The organism is Brenneria rubrifaciens (genome assembly GCF_005484945.1).
GTDB classification, from domain to species: Bacteria; Pseudomonadota; Gammaproteobacteria; order Enterobacterales; family Enterobacteriaceae; genus Brenneria; species Brenneria rubrifaciens.
This window is the reverse complement of record NZ_CP034035.1, coordinates 514,535-528,715: the sequence shown is the minus strand read 5'-3', so window position 1 is coordinate 528,715 and position 14,181 is coordinate 514,535. Positions and strand designations below refer to the sequence as shown.

16 protein-coding genes and 3 tRNA genes are annotated in these 14,181 nt (G+C 54.7%); 5 read left to right on the top strand and 14 right to left on the bottom strand.

The genetic code is table 11. From position 1 onward, the window contains the following. Positions 1-216: 216 nt before the first annotated feature. Positions 217-996 carry a siderophore-iron reductase FhuF gene (gene fhuF, locus EH207_RS02565; RefSeq protein WP_137712596.1) on the bottom strand — a complete coding sequence of 260 codons (780 nt, stop codon included), beginning with the start codon at positions 994-996 and terminating at the stop codon, positions 217-219. A 290-nt stretch (positions 997-1,286) separates the two neighbouring features. Between fhuF and EH207_RS02560 the strand changes: the two genes are divergently transcribed. After that, on the top strand, positions 1,287-1,577 hold the full coding sequence (locus tag EH207_RS02560) for a DUF1435 domain-containing protein (RefSeq protein ID WP_137712595.1): 291 nt from the start codon (positions 1,287-1,289) through the stop codon (positions 1,575-1,577). 77 nt (positions 1,578-1,654) lie between these two features. Here EH207_RS02560 and EH207_RS02555 read toward each other — a convergent pair. The 4 genes from EH207_RS02555 to EH207_RS02540 all read right to left on the bottom strand — a co-directional run bounded on the left by EH207_RS02555 (position 1,655) and on the right by EH207_RS02540 (position 3,077). Beyond that, positions 1,655-1,741: transfer RNA gene (locus EH207_RS02555), tRNA-Leu, on the bottom strand. 60 nt (positions 1,742-1,801) lie between these two features. After that, positions 1,802-1,888 (bottom strand) — tRNA-Leu (locus EH207_RS02550). Between the two features lie 85 nt (positions 1,889-1,973). Then, positions 1,974-2,060, bottom strand: a tRNA-Leu gene (locus EH207_RS02545). 111 nt (positions 2,061-2,171) lie between these two features. Continuing rightward, positions 2,172-3,077: a LysR family transcriptional regulator gene (locus tag EH207_RS02540; RefSeq protein WP_137712594.1), complete on the bottom strand. Its 906-nt coding sequence runs from the start codon at positions 3,075-3,077 to the stop codon at positions 2,172-2,174. Positions 3,078-3,191: 114 nt separating this feature from the next. Here EH207_RS02540 and EH207_RS02535 point away from each other — a divergent pair, with 114 nt between their 5' ends. Continuing rightward, positions 3,192-4,184 (top strand): aldo/keto reductase, encoded by a 993-nt coding sequence (locus EH207_RS02535; RefSeq protein WP_137712593.1) that lies wholly within the window; start codon positions 3,192-3,194, stop codon positions 4,182-4,184. 3 nt (positions 4,185-4,187) lie between these two features. On the opposite strand, the gene rsmC is transcribed toward EH207_RS02535, so the two are convergent. Next, a complete protein-coding gene (rsmC, locus tag EH207_RS02530) occupies positions 4,188-5,234 on the bottom strand; it encodes a 16S rRNA (guanine(1207)-N(2))-methyltransferase RsmC (RefSeq protein WP_137712592.1) in 1,047 nt (348 codons plus the stop codon). 110 nt (positions 5,235-5,344) lie between these two features. Between rsmC and EH207_RS02525 the strand changes: the two genes are divergently transcribed. Both EH207_RS02525 and rimI read left to right on the top strand, forming a co-directional pair. Beyond that, positions 5,345-5,782, top strand: a complete 438-nt coding sequence (locus EH207_RS02525; RefSeq protein ID WP_137712591.1) for a DNA polymerase III subunit psi — start codon at positions 5,345-5,347, stop codon at positions 5,780-5,782. Then, positions 5,727-6,170, top strand: coding sequence for a ribosomal protein S18-alanine N-acetyltransferase (gene rimI / locus EH207_RS02520; RefSeq protein ID WP_137712590.1), 444 nt, complete (start codon positions 5,727-5,729; stop codon positions 6,168-6,170). Before EH207_RS02525 ends, rimI begins: the two co-directional genes overlap by 56 nt. A gap of 119 nt (positions 6,171-6,289) precedes the next feature. On the opposite strand, the gene deoD is transcribed toward rimI, so the two are convergent. From deoD to EH207_RS02490, 6 genes are all read right to left on the bottom strand, one after another. Beyond that, a complete protein-coding gene (gene deoD, locus EH207_RS02515; protein WP_137712589.1) occupies positions 6,290-7,009 on the bottom strand; it encodes a purine-nucleoside phosphorylase in 720 nt (239 codons plus the stop codon). A gap of 50 nt (positions 7,010-7,059) precedes the next feature. After that, complete coding sequence (gene deoB, locus EH207_RS02510; RefSeq protein WP_137712588.1) at positions 7,060-8,283, bottom strand: phosphopentomutase; 1,224 nt, start codon at positions 8,281-8,283, stop codon at positions 7,060-7,062. A gap of 56 nt (positions 8,284-8,339) precedes the next feature. Beyond that, positions 8,340-9,668, bottom strand: a complete 1,329-nt coding sequence (gene deoA, locus EH207_RS02505; RefSeq protein WP_137712587.1) for a thymidine phosphorylase — start codon at positions 9,666-9,668, stop codon at positions 8,340-8,342. A gap of 69 nt (positions 9,669-9,737) precedes the next feature. Then, positions 9,738-10,517, bottom strand: a complete 780-nt coding sequence (gene deoC / locus EH207_RS02500; protein ID WP_137712586.1) for a deoxyribose-phosphate aldolase — start codon at positions 10,515-10,517, stop codon at positions 9,738-9,740. Between the two features lie 387 nt (positions 10,518-10,904). After that, complete coding sequence (gene dmeF, locus EH207_RS02495; RefSeq protein ID WP_137712585.1) at positions 10,905-11,888, bottom strand: CDF family Co(II)/Ni(II) efflux transporter DmeF; 984 nt, start codon at positions 11,886-11,888, stop codon at positions 10,905-10,907. Between the two features lie 154 nt (positions 11,889-12,042). Continuing rightward, positions 12,043-12,318, bottom strand: a complete 276-nt coding sequence (locus tag EH207_RS02490; protein ID WP_137712584.1) for a metal/formaldehyde-sensitive transcriptional repressor — start codon at positions 12,316-12,318, stop codon at positions 12,043-12,045. Positions 12,319-12,557: 239 nt separating this feature from the next. Between EH207_RS02490 and EH207_RS02485 the strand changes: the two genes are divergently transcribed. Further along, entirely contained in the window at positions 12,558-12,851 is a 294-nt protein-coding gene (locus tag EH207_RS02485; protein ID WP_137715235.1) for a GIY-YIG nuclease family protein, read from the top strand. Here the strand turns inward: EH207_RS02485 and EH207_RS02480 are convergent. Next, positions 12,848-13,354, bottom strand: a complete 507-nt coding sequence (locus tag EH207_RS02480; protein WP_137712583.1) for a GNAT family N-acetyltransferase — start codon at positions 13,352-13,354, stop codon at positions 12,848-12,850. The two genes, EH207_RS02485 and EH207_RS02480, sit on opposite strands and share 4 nt — an antisense overlap. Continuing rightward, positions 13,348-13,872, bottom strand: a complete 525-nt coding sequence (gene ubiT / locus EH207_RS02475) for a ubiquinone anaerobic biosynthesis accessory factor UbiT (protein ID WP_137712582.1) — start codon at positions 13,870-13,872, stop codon at positions 13,348-13,350. Before ubiT ends, EH207_RS02480 begins: the two co-directional genes overlap by 7 nt. Positions 13,873-14,181: the final 309 nt, after the last annotated feature.

Sequence of the window (14,181 nt, the reverse complement as noted above, 5' to 3'; positions counted from 1 at the left end):
CAGCAGCGTTATCGCCACCACGACAAGAATAATGATACCCCGCCTAATCGCCCGTCAGACAGATTTGCTTGCTATATCAATTTTCCGTTTCGAGTCCCTGCGAGAGTAGACTTTTATCGCGCTCCCGCTAACACTAAGGAAAGCTTAATCATATCAACAAGGCACCGGGTGATACTGTCAGGAGAACCGACGGCGCAGGCAGGCGCTCGCGTTTTCTCATACCGTGTTCAGCGTACAACTCGGGCATTTCTCCACGCCGGGAATACGATAACGCTGGCAGCAACTGCGACGTTGAATCACCCCTCCCCGAGGGATTACCGTGCGGTATAAAGGATTCTCGCGACCGTCCAGCAGCGTACGGGAAAAGAACAGTTCGTTTTTCAAATGAATAATCTCGTCAGCGGGCAGCAGCGCCGCTATCGTTCCCAAAAACCAGTGCATCAGGTAGCCGGTATTGTTCCAGATCAGTTTAGCATTCAACACGCCAAACTCATTCAGCGTGGTAACCACCGGCGTAATACACTGGGTTAACAAAGTTTCCAGCCGTTCATGCCGGGATACCGGCGCATCGGTCATCGGCTGCGTGACGATATAAAACGCCGCGGCCCGCCCCGTATGATGAAATTCGACATAAATATTTTCCGGCGCAAAGTCCGGCGCGACGGAATGCATCAACAATGCCAACATCAATGGCGGAACCAACAACCCTAAATACCACTGCGACCAGAGCGATTGCAGCGGTTTCTCTTCCCGCGCGCTATTCGGGTGTTCCCGATATCGCTCATCACTGTAACGCCGCACCAATGCGTGAAACACCGCGGGACGCGACCACTCCGCCAGCGTTAGGCTTCCCGCAGGCGGCACCTCGCCAAATTTGATCGTATCAAGGCGATGAGGAACATGCTGATGCAACAACGCACGTAACGCAGCCGCCAGACGTGGTTCACAACGGGAAAATATCGGATGCTCAAGCGCGTTGATAACGGTGTTCGGCATAGGGGATGTTCCGCCAGAAACTCGATTAAAAAAGAAATGAGAATTATTAACAATAGTAATTATATTTACCCGCGATAACAAACCGCTGACAAGAAATTAACACTAACCTCCTGTTATAAAATAAAATATTTTTACTCTGCCCACTTCGCTCCCACAGATATCGCACCTCATTGGAGCCGTCACCCGCTTGAAAGCCCCCGCCATGACGTCATTTCATCGCCAAAAAATTGGCAACTAATATAAATTCTTATATGATATTAATTATCATTATCATATTGACAGGTAAAAAAATGCTGACCGCGATGATTACCGCATGTGGTTTGTGGAGCGTAAGTTGGTGTATAGGGAAACATCTGTCCAGCGTCTGGAGCCTGTTACTGCCTTGCGCCATCATGCCGCTTCTGACAATGCTCGATCTTAACCTGACGCATCTCAAAGTGATTATCGCCGTCGCCCTGTTGACAACGTTATTCATGCTGCTTCATCAGCGTCTGCGGCACTATCTGTTACTGCCATCGTGCGTGGTGCTGGCAAGCGGACTGGCGGCGCTGTCGGTTATGTTTAATGTCACGCTGGGTTAGGTTAAGTAGCGTGTATGAGGAAGAAATACTATCAAAGCGGGATTCAATGGCTGCAAAGAGCGGGGGCTGAAAAGGCGTGGTGCGAAGAGAGGGACTTGAACCCTCACGCCCGTTAAGGCACTAACACCTGAAGCTAGCGCGTCTACCAATTCCGCCACCTTCGCACTGGGAAACCTGTTTTATCATCGTGCAATGCGTATCACCGCCCAATCCGGGCCGCAACGTGGTGCGAAGAGAGGGACTTGAACCCTCACGTCCGTTAAGACACTAACACCTGAAGCTAGCGCGTCTACCAATTCCGCCACCTTCGCGTGGATGCTCTGCGATACGACTGATACAACGATAACGTTACTGCCATCAGGCCGCGGTTTGCAACCATGATGTCTGTGGTGAGTTTGGTGCGAAGAGAGGGACTTGAACCCTCACGCCCGTTAAGGCACTAACACCTGAAGCTAGCGCGTCTACCAATTCCGCCACCTTCGCAAGCCCGTCACACCGCGCCTGGCGATGCCACCACGGGGGCGAATTCTAGAGGTTTTACCGTTAAGGTCAATGATTATTTCCTCTGGCATGCCGGGTTTGTTGCAAAAATCGTCACCTCGCCGCGGCATGGCGGGAAAAGAGTTCATTCAGCCATTCAATGAATACCTGGATCCGCGGCGCAAGGAAGCGTCCGGGCGGGTACATCACATATAACGGCATATCCGGCGGCGGCGTGTCTGGCAATATTTCCACCAGTTCGCCGCTGTCCAGCCAGCGCAGCAGGCCATACCTCGGCGCCTGAATCAGCCCGAACCCGGCGCGGCAGGCCGCCACGTAGGCATCGGTGCCGTTCACCTCCAGCTTGCCGGGTATCATAGAGGTAATGCATTCCCCACTATGCATAAACTCCAGTGGATAGCGCTGCCCGGTGCGTAGCGAAAAATAACCCACCGCCTGATGCGCAGGCAGATCGTCCAACGACAGCGGGATACCAGACGCGGCCAGATAACGGGCTGAGGCGCAGGTTATCTGCGGTATTGAAGGTAAATGGCGGGTCGCCAGCGAATCACTCTCTGACTGCCAGGCCCGCAGTACGCAATCCACGCCTTCCCGCCGCACGTTAATTGCCGAATCGTTGGCGCTCAGCGACAGCGTAATCTGCGGATAGCGCTGGTAAAACTCGCTCAAAGCAGGGATCACCACCCCACGCGCCAGCGAGTGAGGCATATCAACCCGCACATTGCCCACCGGCTGCTGCCGATGTTGCGTGAAGAGCAGGTCCGTTTCTTCAATTTCCGACAGTAACTGGGTACAACGCTGATAATAAATCTGGCCTTCCGTGGTGATCTGCACCTGGCGGGTGGTCCTCTGCAATAAGCGCACGCCCAGACGAGCCTCAAGCTGTTTGAGGGTATGACTGACCGTGGCACGCGGTAGCGCCAGCCTTTCGGCCGCACGGCTAAAGCTTCCCAGCTCCGCAATTCGGACAAAAACGCGCATCGCCTGAATTTGATCCATCACGTCTCCATTGTTGTTGTTTTTTGAATAGTGTTGCATGAATTGGGGGCTTTATCTTTAAGCGATAAACAACCAAACTCATGTTACTCGCCATACCAACATGAGGACGACACAATGTTACAGCGTCAATTAAGTATTAATGGCCCGGCGGTTTCCGCGCTTGGGCTGGGTTGCATGGGCATGAGCGACTTTTATTTTACCGCGCAGGATGAAAAAGAGTCCGTCGCCACGCTGCATCGTGCGCTGGAACTGGGCATCACCCTGCTCGACACCGCCGACATGTACGGCCCTCACACCAATGAACTGCTGGTCGGTAAAGCCATCAAAGGCAAACGCCGGCAGGTCTTTCTTGCCACCAAGTTTGGCATCGTACGTAATTCGGCCAATCTCGATGAACGTGGCGTCTGCGGTAAGCCGGAATACATCCGCCGCGCGATTGAAGGCAGCCTGCAACGGCTGGGCGTAGAAGAGATTGACCTCTACTATCAACATCGTGTCGATCCTACTGTGCCGATTGAAGAGACGGTCGGCACGTTGGCCGATTTGGTTAAAGAAGGAAAAATCCGCTATATCGGATTAAGTGAGGCGTCCGCCGACACGCTGGAGCGCGCCCACCGGGTGCATCCGATCACCGCCCTCCAGAGTGAATACTCGCTGTGGACGCGGGATGTGGAAACCGACATTCTCCCCGCATGCGAACGTCTCGGCGTGGGTTTCGTACCTTACAGTCCGCTAGGCCGCGGTTTTCTGACCGGCGCCATCCGCAGCCCGGACGATTTGGCCGCCGATGATTTCCGCCGCAGCAATCCACGCTTCGTGGGGGAGAACTTTGCTAAAAACCTGCAACTGGTCGAAAAAGTTCATCAGTTAGCCGCACAAAAAAGCATCACCCCCTCGCAGTTGGCGCTGGCCTGGGTTCTAGCGCAGGGTAAGCACATTGTTCCTATTCCGGGAACCAAGCGACGTCGTTATCTGGAAGAGAATGTCGCCGCGCTGGATGTCACCCTGACGGCTGACGATCTGGCGGAAATTGAAGCCATTTTTCCCTTCAATGCCGCGGCAGGCGACCGCTACGGCAAAGAAGGCATGGCAACGATTAACGTTTAGACACTAATGGCGGCCTTTAGCGGCAGTGCGCGGCGGACGGCCGACCGTGGCCTGATATACCTTGAAGCGCCCGGTCTGCGCCAGAACTTCATGGCTGCCAAAGGCCGCGTCCAGCAAAGCCGGGTACGGCAGGAACGCATTGGCGACGATGCGCAACTGCCCGCCAATCGGCAGATGCGCCACCGCCCCTCGAATCAGCAGTTCCACCGCTTGCAGACTGGTTTGCAAACCATCATGGAACGGAGGATTGGATACGATCATGTCAAAACGACCGGTAATGTTCGAGTAAACGTTGCTGGCGATGACCTCGCCCTCCAATTGGTTGGCGGCCATCGTCGCTTTACTGGATTCAACGGCGCCGGCGCTGACATCGCTCAGCGTCAGACGGATTTTCGGGGATTGCTTCGCCAGCGCCGCGGCCAGCACGCCCGCGCCGCAAGCGATATCCAGCACGTTGCCTTTTATGTGCGGTTCAAAAGTGGACAACAACAGTTGGCTGCCCGGGTCCAGTCCGTCACGGCTGAATACGCCGGGCAGGGTTTTTACGGTCACGCCATCGTAAACATACTCGTCCCACCATTCATCAAGATCGAAGGCAGTCTGTTTATCGATACGTCCGTGATAAAGCCCGCAGCGGCGGGCGCTGTCGATTTTCATCAGCGCGGCAACATCGGCCAGCATGTTTTCCGCGCTACGCACGCCGCTGCGGTTCTCGCCCACCACAAAGATTTCAGTGCTGACAGGCAGTAACGACAACAGATTGAACAGTTGGAATTCCGCTTCCTGTTTGCTCTTCGGCCAATAATAAATCAGGGTATCGCAATCCGCCGCCAGCGCAGCATCCGCCAGCAAACCATACTGAACGCGATCGCCCAATGACCGGTTTAACTGCTGCCAGTGATGAAACTGCGTGGCGTGGACACGCACATCAGACGCTTCAAACTGCGCTGGCAAAGTGTCTTGTAAATCACCGGCAAACAAGACCCGGCGTGAGACGAATTCGTCGCTATGGCGCAGTATGACTTCACTGGCTGGGGTTAATACGGACATCAGACTATGGCTCCTTAATAATTGAACCGGGATTATAGAGCTTTGTTGGCGCATGTACGATGGGTTTGCTAGCATAGCGCGGCATAATCGCTATCCAGACAGGATAAAGCATGGAATCAAGACGTGACTGGCTGCTACAACAACTGGGTATTACACAGTGGACGCTGAAGCGCCCGGCTGCGTTGCAGGGAGAAATCGCCGTCAGTCTGCCCGCACAAGTCCGTCTGGTTATCGTGTCCGCCGAGCCGCTGCCTGATGACGCCCCGCTGCTGAACGATATTTTACGCAGTTTGGTGCTTACGCCGGAGCAAACCTACCGTCTGACCCCGCAGCAAACCGTGATGCTCCCCGAAAAAACCCGCTGCCACAGCTGGCGTTTGGGTGTGGAAACGCCGCTTGCGTTGGAAGGCGTCCAGCTAACCAGCCCGGCCTTGGCCGAGCTTTCTCAGAGTGCCGCGGCCAAACGGTCGCTGTGGCAACAAATTTGCGAACATGAACACGATATCTTCTCTGACACCCACCGATCTGGCGCAAGCCTTGCTGATTGAACAAGCCAGTCACGCCTTTCCGTGGACGGAAAAAACCTTTGCCAGCAATCAGGGAGAACGCTACGTCAACCTGAAGCTGAGCCGCCACGGGCGCATGGCCGCCTATGCCATTACCCAAGTGGTGCTGGATGAAGCAACACTGTTCAACATCGCCGTGCACCCGGATTATCGGCGTCAGGGTCTTGGCCGGGAGCTGCTCGAACACGTCATCCGGGAAATGGAAAAACGCGGTATTCTGACGCTGTGGCTGGAAGTGCGCGCATCAAATCACCGGGCCATCGCGCTATACGAAAGTCTGGGCTTTAACGAGGTATCGTTGCGGCGCGACTACTACCCCAGCGCCACAGGCCGTGAAGATGCCATTATCATGGCGCTGCCGCTGGGATAAAAGTCGCAGATCTCTGCTCTCCCGCCGTTCGCCAGCGTCGGAAAAAAGCGGAAGCGGAGATAGGGCTGAAAAGCCTATCCCCTGGCAGAACCTGAATATCATCCGTCGCCGACCGTAATTTACTCGCTATCGCCTAGCAGAACGGACTCCAGCGCGATTTCGATCATTTCATTGAACGTGGTCTGACGTTCCACGGACGTGGTTTGTTCGCCCGAACGAATATGATCGGATACGGTACAGATGGCCAGCGCTTTGGCGCCGAATTCGGCCGCCACGCCATAAATACCGGCCGCCTCCATTTCCACGCCGAGAATGCCGTACTTTTCCATCACGTCGAACATATGCGGGTCCGGCGTATAGAACAGATCGGCAGAGAAAATATTGCCGACGCGAACCGGCACGCCGCGCGTTTGCGCCGCATCCACCGCATTGCGCACCATGTTAAAGTCGGCGATGGCGGCATAGTCATGACCTTTGAAACGCATACGGTTCACTTTGGAGTCCGTACAGGCGCCCATGCCAATCACCACGTCACGCAGTTTCACATCGCTGCGTACCGCGCCGCAGGAGCCGACGCGAATAATTTTTTTCACGCCAAACTCGGTGATCAGCTCTTTGGTATAGATCGAGCAGGAAGGAATGCCCATGCCGTGGCCCATTACCGAAATCTTGCGGCCTTTATACGTACCGGTGAAACCCAACATGCCGCGCACATTGTTCACTTCGCGGGCATTTTCCAAAAACGTTTCCGCAATATATTTGGCGCGCAGCGGATCGCCCGGCATCAGTACGACATCCGCGAAGTCACCCATTTCAGCATTAATATGTGGCGTTGCCATGCTCTTCTTCCTTATTCATCAACATAAAAAGTCATTTCAAACCGCTGCGGTTACAGGATAGATGTCCCATAATCCATCGGCGACAGGCCAAAGTACTTCGCTACCGTCTGACCGATATCCGCGAACGTTTCACGGTGTCCATACGAACCCGGCTTCACCTTCGGTCCATAAATCAACACCGGCACCTGTTCGCGGGTATGCTCGGTGCCATGCCAGGTGGGATCGCAACCGTGATCGGCGGTCAGGATCAGAATATCCTCTCCCGTCACGCGCGAGAGCATCTCCGGCAGACGACGATCGAACCGCTCCAGCGCGGCGGCGTAGCCCGCCACATCCCGGCGGTGACCGTACGCGGAGTCGAAATCAACAAAGTTGGTAAACACGATGGTGTTATCCCCCGCGTTGTCCATTTCTTTCAGCGTGGCGTCGAACAGCGCATCGATACCGGTGGCCTTCACTTTTCGGGTAATCCCCGCCTGCGCATAAATATCGGCGATTTTCCCCACCGACACCACTTCGCCGCCCTTCTCATCCACCAGTTTTTTCAGCATGGTCGGCGCGGGCGGTTCGACGGCCAGATCGCGGCGATTGCCGGTACGCTCAAAGCGGCCGGGCTGCTCGCCCAAGAACGGGCGCGCGATCACGCGTCCGATGTTATAACCGCCGTCAGTCAGCGCGTCACGGGTGATTTCACACAGTGCGTACAGTTTTTCCAGGCCGAAGGTTTCTTCATGACAGGCAATCTGGAACACGGAATCCGCGGAGGTGTAGAAAATCGGCTTGCCGGTTTTCATATGCTCTTCACCCAGTTTATCCAGAATCACCGTGCCGGACGCGTGGCAGTTGCCCAGATAACCCGCTAAGCCGGCGCGCTCGACCAGCAGATCCAGTAGTTCCTGAGGGAAGCTGTTTTCTTCATCCTTGAAATATCCCCAGTCGAACAGCACGGGCACACCGGCAATTTCCCAGTGACCCGACGGCGTGTCTTTCCCCGAAGAAATTTCGCTGGCATGGGCGTAAGCGCCAATAATGTCGGCCTGCGCATCCAACCCTGCCGGGAAAGTACCGGTGGCGGCCTGCGCCGCTTTTCCCAACCCTAACCGGCTCAGGTGAGGCAAATGCAACGGCCCTTTACGGCCTTGATCCGCTTTGCCTGCCGCACAAGCTTGCGCAATATGGCCAAGCGTATCCGAACCTGCGTCGCCAAAACGTTCCGCATCGGCACTGCAACCAATACCAAATGAGTCGAGTACCATAATATATGCACGTTTCATTATTCATCTCCTGCGCGGTTAAGCGCTGCAAACCTAGTCTGCCGGCGTTGGAAATATCAATCTTCAGCACTCATCCGACGATAAATCATCGGGGGCGTTTCGAGGGCAACATCGCCGAGCGTGATGGCGCTGCGCACGGCTTCCGCCGCCTGTTGCCATTGCGCTTCCGTATTGGCGTGGATCACCGCCAGCGGTCGCTGATGATCGACGCGCTCTCCCAGACAGGCCATCTCACCCAGCCCGACGCTATAATCGATGGTATCACTGGCCTGCCGACGTCCTCCACCCAATGACACCACCGCCATGCCTAACGCGCGGGTATCCATCGCGCTGACGATACCTTCACGATCGGCAAACACAGGTTTGCTTAACAGCGCAACCGGCAAATAACGCGCATAGTGATCGACAAAATCCGCCGGGCCGCGCTGAGCGGCGACCATCCGCCCGAAGACCTCGGCCGCTTCACCGTTATCCAGTACGGCCTGCAACCGGGCTCGGGCGTCCGCGGCGGAGTCGGCCAGCCCGCCGGCCAACAGCATTTCTTCGCACAGCGCCATAGTGACTTCATATAAACGCGGGTTGCGGTGCTCGCCGGTCAGGAAGCGCAACGCTTCGCGTATTTCCAGCGCATTACCGGCGCTGGAGGCCAACACCTGATTCATGTCGGTCAACAACGCGCTGGTGCGGCAGCCCGCGTTATTGGCGACACCGACGATGGCCTGAGCCAACTGTTCGGAGAGCGCATAGGTCGGCATCAACGCGCCTGAGCCGACCTTGACGTCCATCACCAGCGCATCCAGCCCTTCGGCCAGCTTTTTCGCCAGAATGGAAGCGGTGATCAGCGGTATCGAATCCACGGTGGCGGTAATGTCCCGCGTAGCATAAAAACGTTTATCCGCCGGGGCTAAAGAGCTGGTCTGTCCGATAATCGCCACGCCGACACGCTGAATAATTTGCCGGAAGGTATTGTTATCAGGGAAGACATTCAATCCGGGGATCGCCTCCAGTTTATCGAGCGTGCCGCCGGTATGTCCCAGCCCCCGGCCTGAAATCATCGGCACATAGCCGCCACAGGCGGCGACCATCGGCCCTAGCATCAGCGAGGTGACATCCCCGACGCCGCCGGTCGAATGTTTGTCCACCAGCGGGCCATTCAGGTTAAACCCTCTCCAGTCGAGTACCGTGCCGGAATCGCGCATCGCCAGCGTCAGCGCCACACGCTCCTCCATCGACATATCATGGAAATAGATGGTCATGGCCAGCGCCGCAATTTGCCCTTCAGACACCGTGTTATCGCACACGCCGTTAATGAAAAAGCGGATTTCTTCGGCACTCAACGGGTTGCCGTCACGCTTTTTACGAATAATTTCCTGAATCAGAAACAAGGCTTGCACTCCTGAAATAAGGGAAGATGCAATGAGAGCGTCATGCGGTGATCTTCCGCTGTCGCGCGCTCAATAGCCGCTCTGCCGGCCTGCCGTCTGATGGCCTAACACCGTCAGCAGGCTGGCTAACAAACTGGATGCGCCAAAACGGAAATGCTGCGCCGTGGCCCAGCCCGCGCCCATGATGTCATCCGCCAGTTGCAGATAAATAGCGGCCTCCTCAACATTTCGCACGCCGCCCGCCGCCTTGAAGCCAACCCGATCGCCCACGCCTTTATCGCGAATCACTTTCAGCATGATTTCCGCGCTCTGCGGCGTGGCATTAACCGGCACTTTACCGGTGGAGGTTTTAATAAAATCCGCCCCCGCGTCAATAGCGATCTCGCTGGCCTGCCGAATCAACGACGGCCGCTCCAGTTCACCGCTTTCAATGATGACCTTCAGCACAACATTGGCGGCCTGACATTCCGTTTTGCAGGCTTTGACCAGCGTAAAACCGGATTGCGCATCGCCAGCCATCAACGCACGGTAAGGAAACACCACGTCGACTTCATCCGCCCCGTAAGCAATCGCCGCCCGGGTTTCCGCCACCGCGATATCGATATCATTATTGCCATGAGGAAAATTGGTGACGGTGGCAATACGGATCGCTGGCGTGCCCTGCTCGCGCAGCACCTTGCGAGCCAGGGGAATGAAACGCGGGTAGATACAGATGGCGGCGGTATTCCCCGCCGGACTATTGGCCTGATGACACAGCGCGATCGCTTTCTCGTCCGTATCGTCATCATTAAGGGTGGTTAAATCCATCAGCCCCAGCGCACGCTGCGCCGCGGTAATTAACGTGGTCATACAACACTCCAACTCGTCAGGGAAACATCAACCGAACGCTCTCAATATCAGTACATTTGGCGAGCGGACTTGGTTCCTTGAAGATAGCGCTCAGGGGAAATCACCGGGAGCGACAACCGAAATCCCTCTCACCGCAGCTAGCCTTCCTCTACACCCTGTGGCGATTCAACACCGGGAACCTCTCACGTATTAAACCACGCCACATCAGGCCATTTTGTGCCTTTATTCACATTTGATGTCAAAAGCAGTGTAACAACGTGGGGTTACATGTGATTTAAATCACATGTAACCCAGACTTCGCACCCTATCGTACCCGTTAATCATAGCGTTTTCTCCCGGTAAACACCGGGAGCGGGATGTAAAACGGATAACGCGAGAGAAGAAAAATCAGCAGGGAAAAGAAATGTTAGCCTTAGCGACGATATTGATTTCAACCGTGATGTGAACAAGTTCTTCATGGATGGCTAATTGCCGCTTGTAGTAATCGGGAGGAACCACCCGATCGGTTGTCAAACTCAGAATACAGGCATACTTTGCCGTTCCCACCCGCCACACATGCAGGTCCGTTAATTCGGCAGGAATCGAACTGGCGTCAATGACTTCCCGAATTTCCTGCACCACCGGCGCATCCATTTCCGCATCCAGCAAAACTTTACCGGTCTGGCGAATCAGGCCATACGCCCACACTGCAACCATAATGGCCCCAGCCATGCCCATGACCGGGTCCAACCAAGCGGCTCCCCAGAATTTACCGCAGATCAATGCCACAATAGCCAGAACGGATGTCGCCGCATCAGCAATCACATGCAGGTAGGCAGAGCGCAGATTCAAATCCTGATGCCCACTATGTTGATGGGAAGCCGACGTAGGATGATCATGATGATGAGCATGGTGATGGGAATGATTGTGGGCGGAGTGATCACGCAACAACCAGGCACAAGTCAGGTTAACCAGTAAACCAACGGCGGCGATCGCAATGGCCTGATCGTAGTAAATTACTGCCGGATTCAGTAGCCGGTCTACTGATTCATACATCATCACAAAGGCGACAATCCCCAGTAGAATCGCGCTGGTAAACCCACCCAGAATCTCAATCTTCCAGGTGCCGAACGTAAAACGGCGGTCCGACGCCAGCCGCCTGGCCGCCGCATAAGCCACGGCAGAAAGCCCCAGCGCCAACGCATGCGAACTCATATGCCAGCCGTCCGCCAGCAATGCCATAGAGTTGAAATACCAGCCTCCCGCAATTTCAACCACCATCATGACAGCGGTGAGCAGGGTAGCGTATCGAGTGTTCCTTTCCGCCAGCGGGTTGCCCTCGTCAAAAACATGACTGTGGGGGTGGGCACCATTTATCTGTATCAGTGACATCCGTTATTCCCTCCTTGTTATACTCCCCCCCAGTATATTACATTTAAGAAAATCATAAAGGTGATCCGGGCAATATCATCGGCACATCCACTTTCTTTTATTCTGCTGCCCCGTCATAGCCCAAACCGGCGATAACGAACGGAGACAAATATGATTACTTCAGATAAGAACGAATAACTGCAACAATCTCTTCCAAATCGTCGCTACGCTCTTGTGATGAATGGCTTTCATCCATCAGATGTTCACGAATATGCCCTTCCAGCACTTCGGTCATCAGGCCATTGACCGCGCCACGGACGGCCGCAATCTGCTGGAGGATATTCAGGCAGGCGGTTTCCTCTTCCAAGGCTTTTTCAACAGATTCCATCTGACCTTTGATACGCCTAACGCGCGCCAGCAGTTTCTTTTTACTTTTAATGGTGTGTGACATACCGACTCCAACTTATGTCAAAAATACTGGGGGACAGTATAAAGAGTGGCGCAAATATACTGTAGCGCCTTCTTCAAACGTCATGTCCGGGCCGGACCTGGCAGGGAGCGCGCGATTAAAAAACAGGTATGCGCTTCAATACGCAGAGTAAGCCCCGTAGAATGAAGCCAGCGCGATTACGGGCTCACGATGATCGGAGTCGAGACTCACTGTTACATCACAGGTTGTCTATGCCATTCATGCATGAAAATCTCACCGGACCCTGTTGGCATCTTTATATCCTGAGAACGCCGACAGGGCTGCTCTATACCGGTATCACCACGGATGTGGCACGGCGTGTGGCCCAGCATCAGGCGGGAAAGGGGGCAAAGGCGTTGCGGGGAAAAGGCGAACTGACGCTGGTCTTTCAGTGTCTGGCGGGTAACCGTTCGAGCGCCTCAAAGCTTGAATATCAGGTAAAACAGTTGAGTAAAAGTCAAAAAGAAAGGCTGGTGCGAGATCAGCCTCAGTCTTTATCCGAATGTTTTCGTTAGAGAAAACGATCAAAAGGCGCGGCATACTCCACCAGCCCGCTCGCCCCTTCAAAATGATTATCCGCCAGCGGATAAACCTGGAAAGCGCTCTCACTGTCCGGCCAGCGGCAACGGAGCTGCTGCTCAATGGCAGGCACAAAACCAAAACGCGAGTAGTAAACAGGATCGCCCAGTACCACAACGGCGGCATAGCCGAACTCGTTAAGTGAATCCAATCCTGCGTACACCAGTTGTTCACCCACCCCTTGCCGCCGCAGGTTTTCTTCCACCGCCAGCGGCGCAAGCCCCACCCATTGCCGATCTTCTCCTCCAATCAGAACCGGGCTGAAAGCGGCATAGCCCACTACGCCGCCTTCATCATCCGTTGCAACCATCCCCAGCGTCAGTTGCCCATCTTCACGCAGCTCATGAACCAAATCGGCCACGTCGCCCGTCGGGAAAGCGCGGCGCAAGAGACTGTCAATACCCGCGGCATCAACCGGAATTTCAACGCGAACTAGCATGAGACAGGCGCGCGATCGCTAGTCTGCACCACGCCCTCATGCGATCCCGCCTCAACAAAATCAGCCAGTTGAATCAGCCCGATGCGCAGCGCGGCGGGCAGATTTTCCAGTTCGATCGCGTCCATCAGGTTTTTCACATACAATCCAAGCTCGGTATCCCCTTCGATACGCAAACGGCGCTGGAAAAACAGCGTATCGGGATCTTCCTTACGCGCCGCGATCAAAATGAGATCGTTGGCATCCGCGCTGAAGCTGACATCCGGCGTTTCTTGCTGGCTGACCACCAGACGATTATCGCGCAACGTCATAAACCATCGCAGACCAACATCGCGCACTTCAATTTTTAACCAGCGCCCCGCCAGAAATTCCAAATCGCCGTCATCCAGCGCCTGACGAAACTGCCAGCGCAACATCTGTTCCAGAACCTGGCGCTGTAAAGAAAAAGGAGTGAACTTTAGCGGCTTACCCAACAAGCCCGGCCCTCGGCGCACAATCTGCGCCCGTAGTTTTTTCAACACTGGCGTACTCCTCTTAAAGCAATCGGACTCTTCAGACAATCTGAAGGTATTTTGCCACATCCATTAAAAGCGGCAGCGGTCTATGTCAATAATTTAGTCGGTTCTCTACAGATACCCAACAGATTTCACATTGCGCCCTGTATTAACACAATAAACTGGTTTAAATCAAAGTCCCCGCACAGTGGGTTAATTAATATTCTCTATCGTTAAAAACATTCACCGACTGATAAAAAATCTCATTAGTCTGCAAACATCATTGATCGTATCGGATCGTTTTTCTCTGCGATGCTTTGATTAATGAAGGATAGG

Excerpts from the sequence above, each read along its gene's own strand:
- fhuF (WP_137712596.1), bottom strand. The coding sequence starts at position 996 with ATGCCGAACACCGTTATCAACGCGCTTGAGCATCCGATATTTTCCCGT.
- EH207_RS02560 (WP_137712595.1), top strand. The coding sequence starts at position 1,287 with ATGCTGACCGCGATGATTACCGCATGTGGTTTGTGGAGCGTAAGTTGG.
- EH207_RS02540 (WP_137712594.1), bottom strand. The coding sequence starts at position 3,077 with ATGGATCAAATTCAGGCGATGCGCGTTTTTGTCCGAATTGCGGAGCTG.
- EH207_RS02535 (WP_137712593.1), top strand. The coding sequence starts at position 3,192 with ATGTTACAGCGTCAATTAAGTATTAATGGCCCGGCGGTTTCCGCGCTT.
- rsmC (WP_137712592.1), bottom strand. The coding sequence starts at position 5,234 with ATGTCCGTATTAACCCCAGCCAGTGAAGTCATACTGCGCCATAGCGAC.
- EH207_RS02525 (WP_137712591.1), top strand. The coding sequence starts at position 5,345 with ATGGAATCAAGACGTGACTGGCTGCTACAACAACTGGGTATTACACAG.
- rimI (WP_137712590.1), top strand. The coding sequence starts at position 5,727 with ATGAACACGATATCTTCTCTGACACCCACCGATCTGGCGCAAGCCTTG.
- deoD (WP_137712589.1), bottom strand. The coding sequence starts at position 7,009 with ATGGCAACGCCACATATTAATGCTGAAATGGGTGACTTCGCGGATGTC.
- deoB (WP_137712588.1), bottom strand. The coding sequence starts at position 8,283 with ATGAAACGTGCATATATTATGGTACTCGACTCATTTGGTATTGGTTGC.
- deoC (WP_137712586.1), bottom strand. The coding sequence starts at position 10,517 with ATGACCACGTTAATTACCGCGGCGCAGCGTGCGCTGGGGCTGATGGAT.
- dmeF (WP_137712585.1), bottom strand. The coding sequence starts at position 11,888 with ATGTCACTGATACAGATAAATGGTGCCCACCCCCACAGTCATGTTTTT.
- EH207_RS02490 (WP_137712584.1), bottom strand. The coding sequence starts at position 12,318 with ATGTCACACACCATTAAAAGTAAAAAGAAACTGCTGGCGCGCGTTAGG.
- EH207_RS02485 (WP_137715235.1), top strand. The coding sequence starts at position 12,558 with ATGCATGAAAATCTCACCGGACCCTGTTGGCATCTTTATATCCTGAGA.
- EH207_RS02480 (WP_137712583.1), bottom strand. The coding sequence starts at position 13,354 with ATGCTAGTTCGCGTTGAAATTCCGGTTGATGCCGCGGGTATTGACAGT.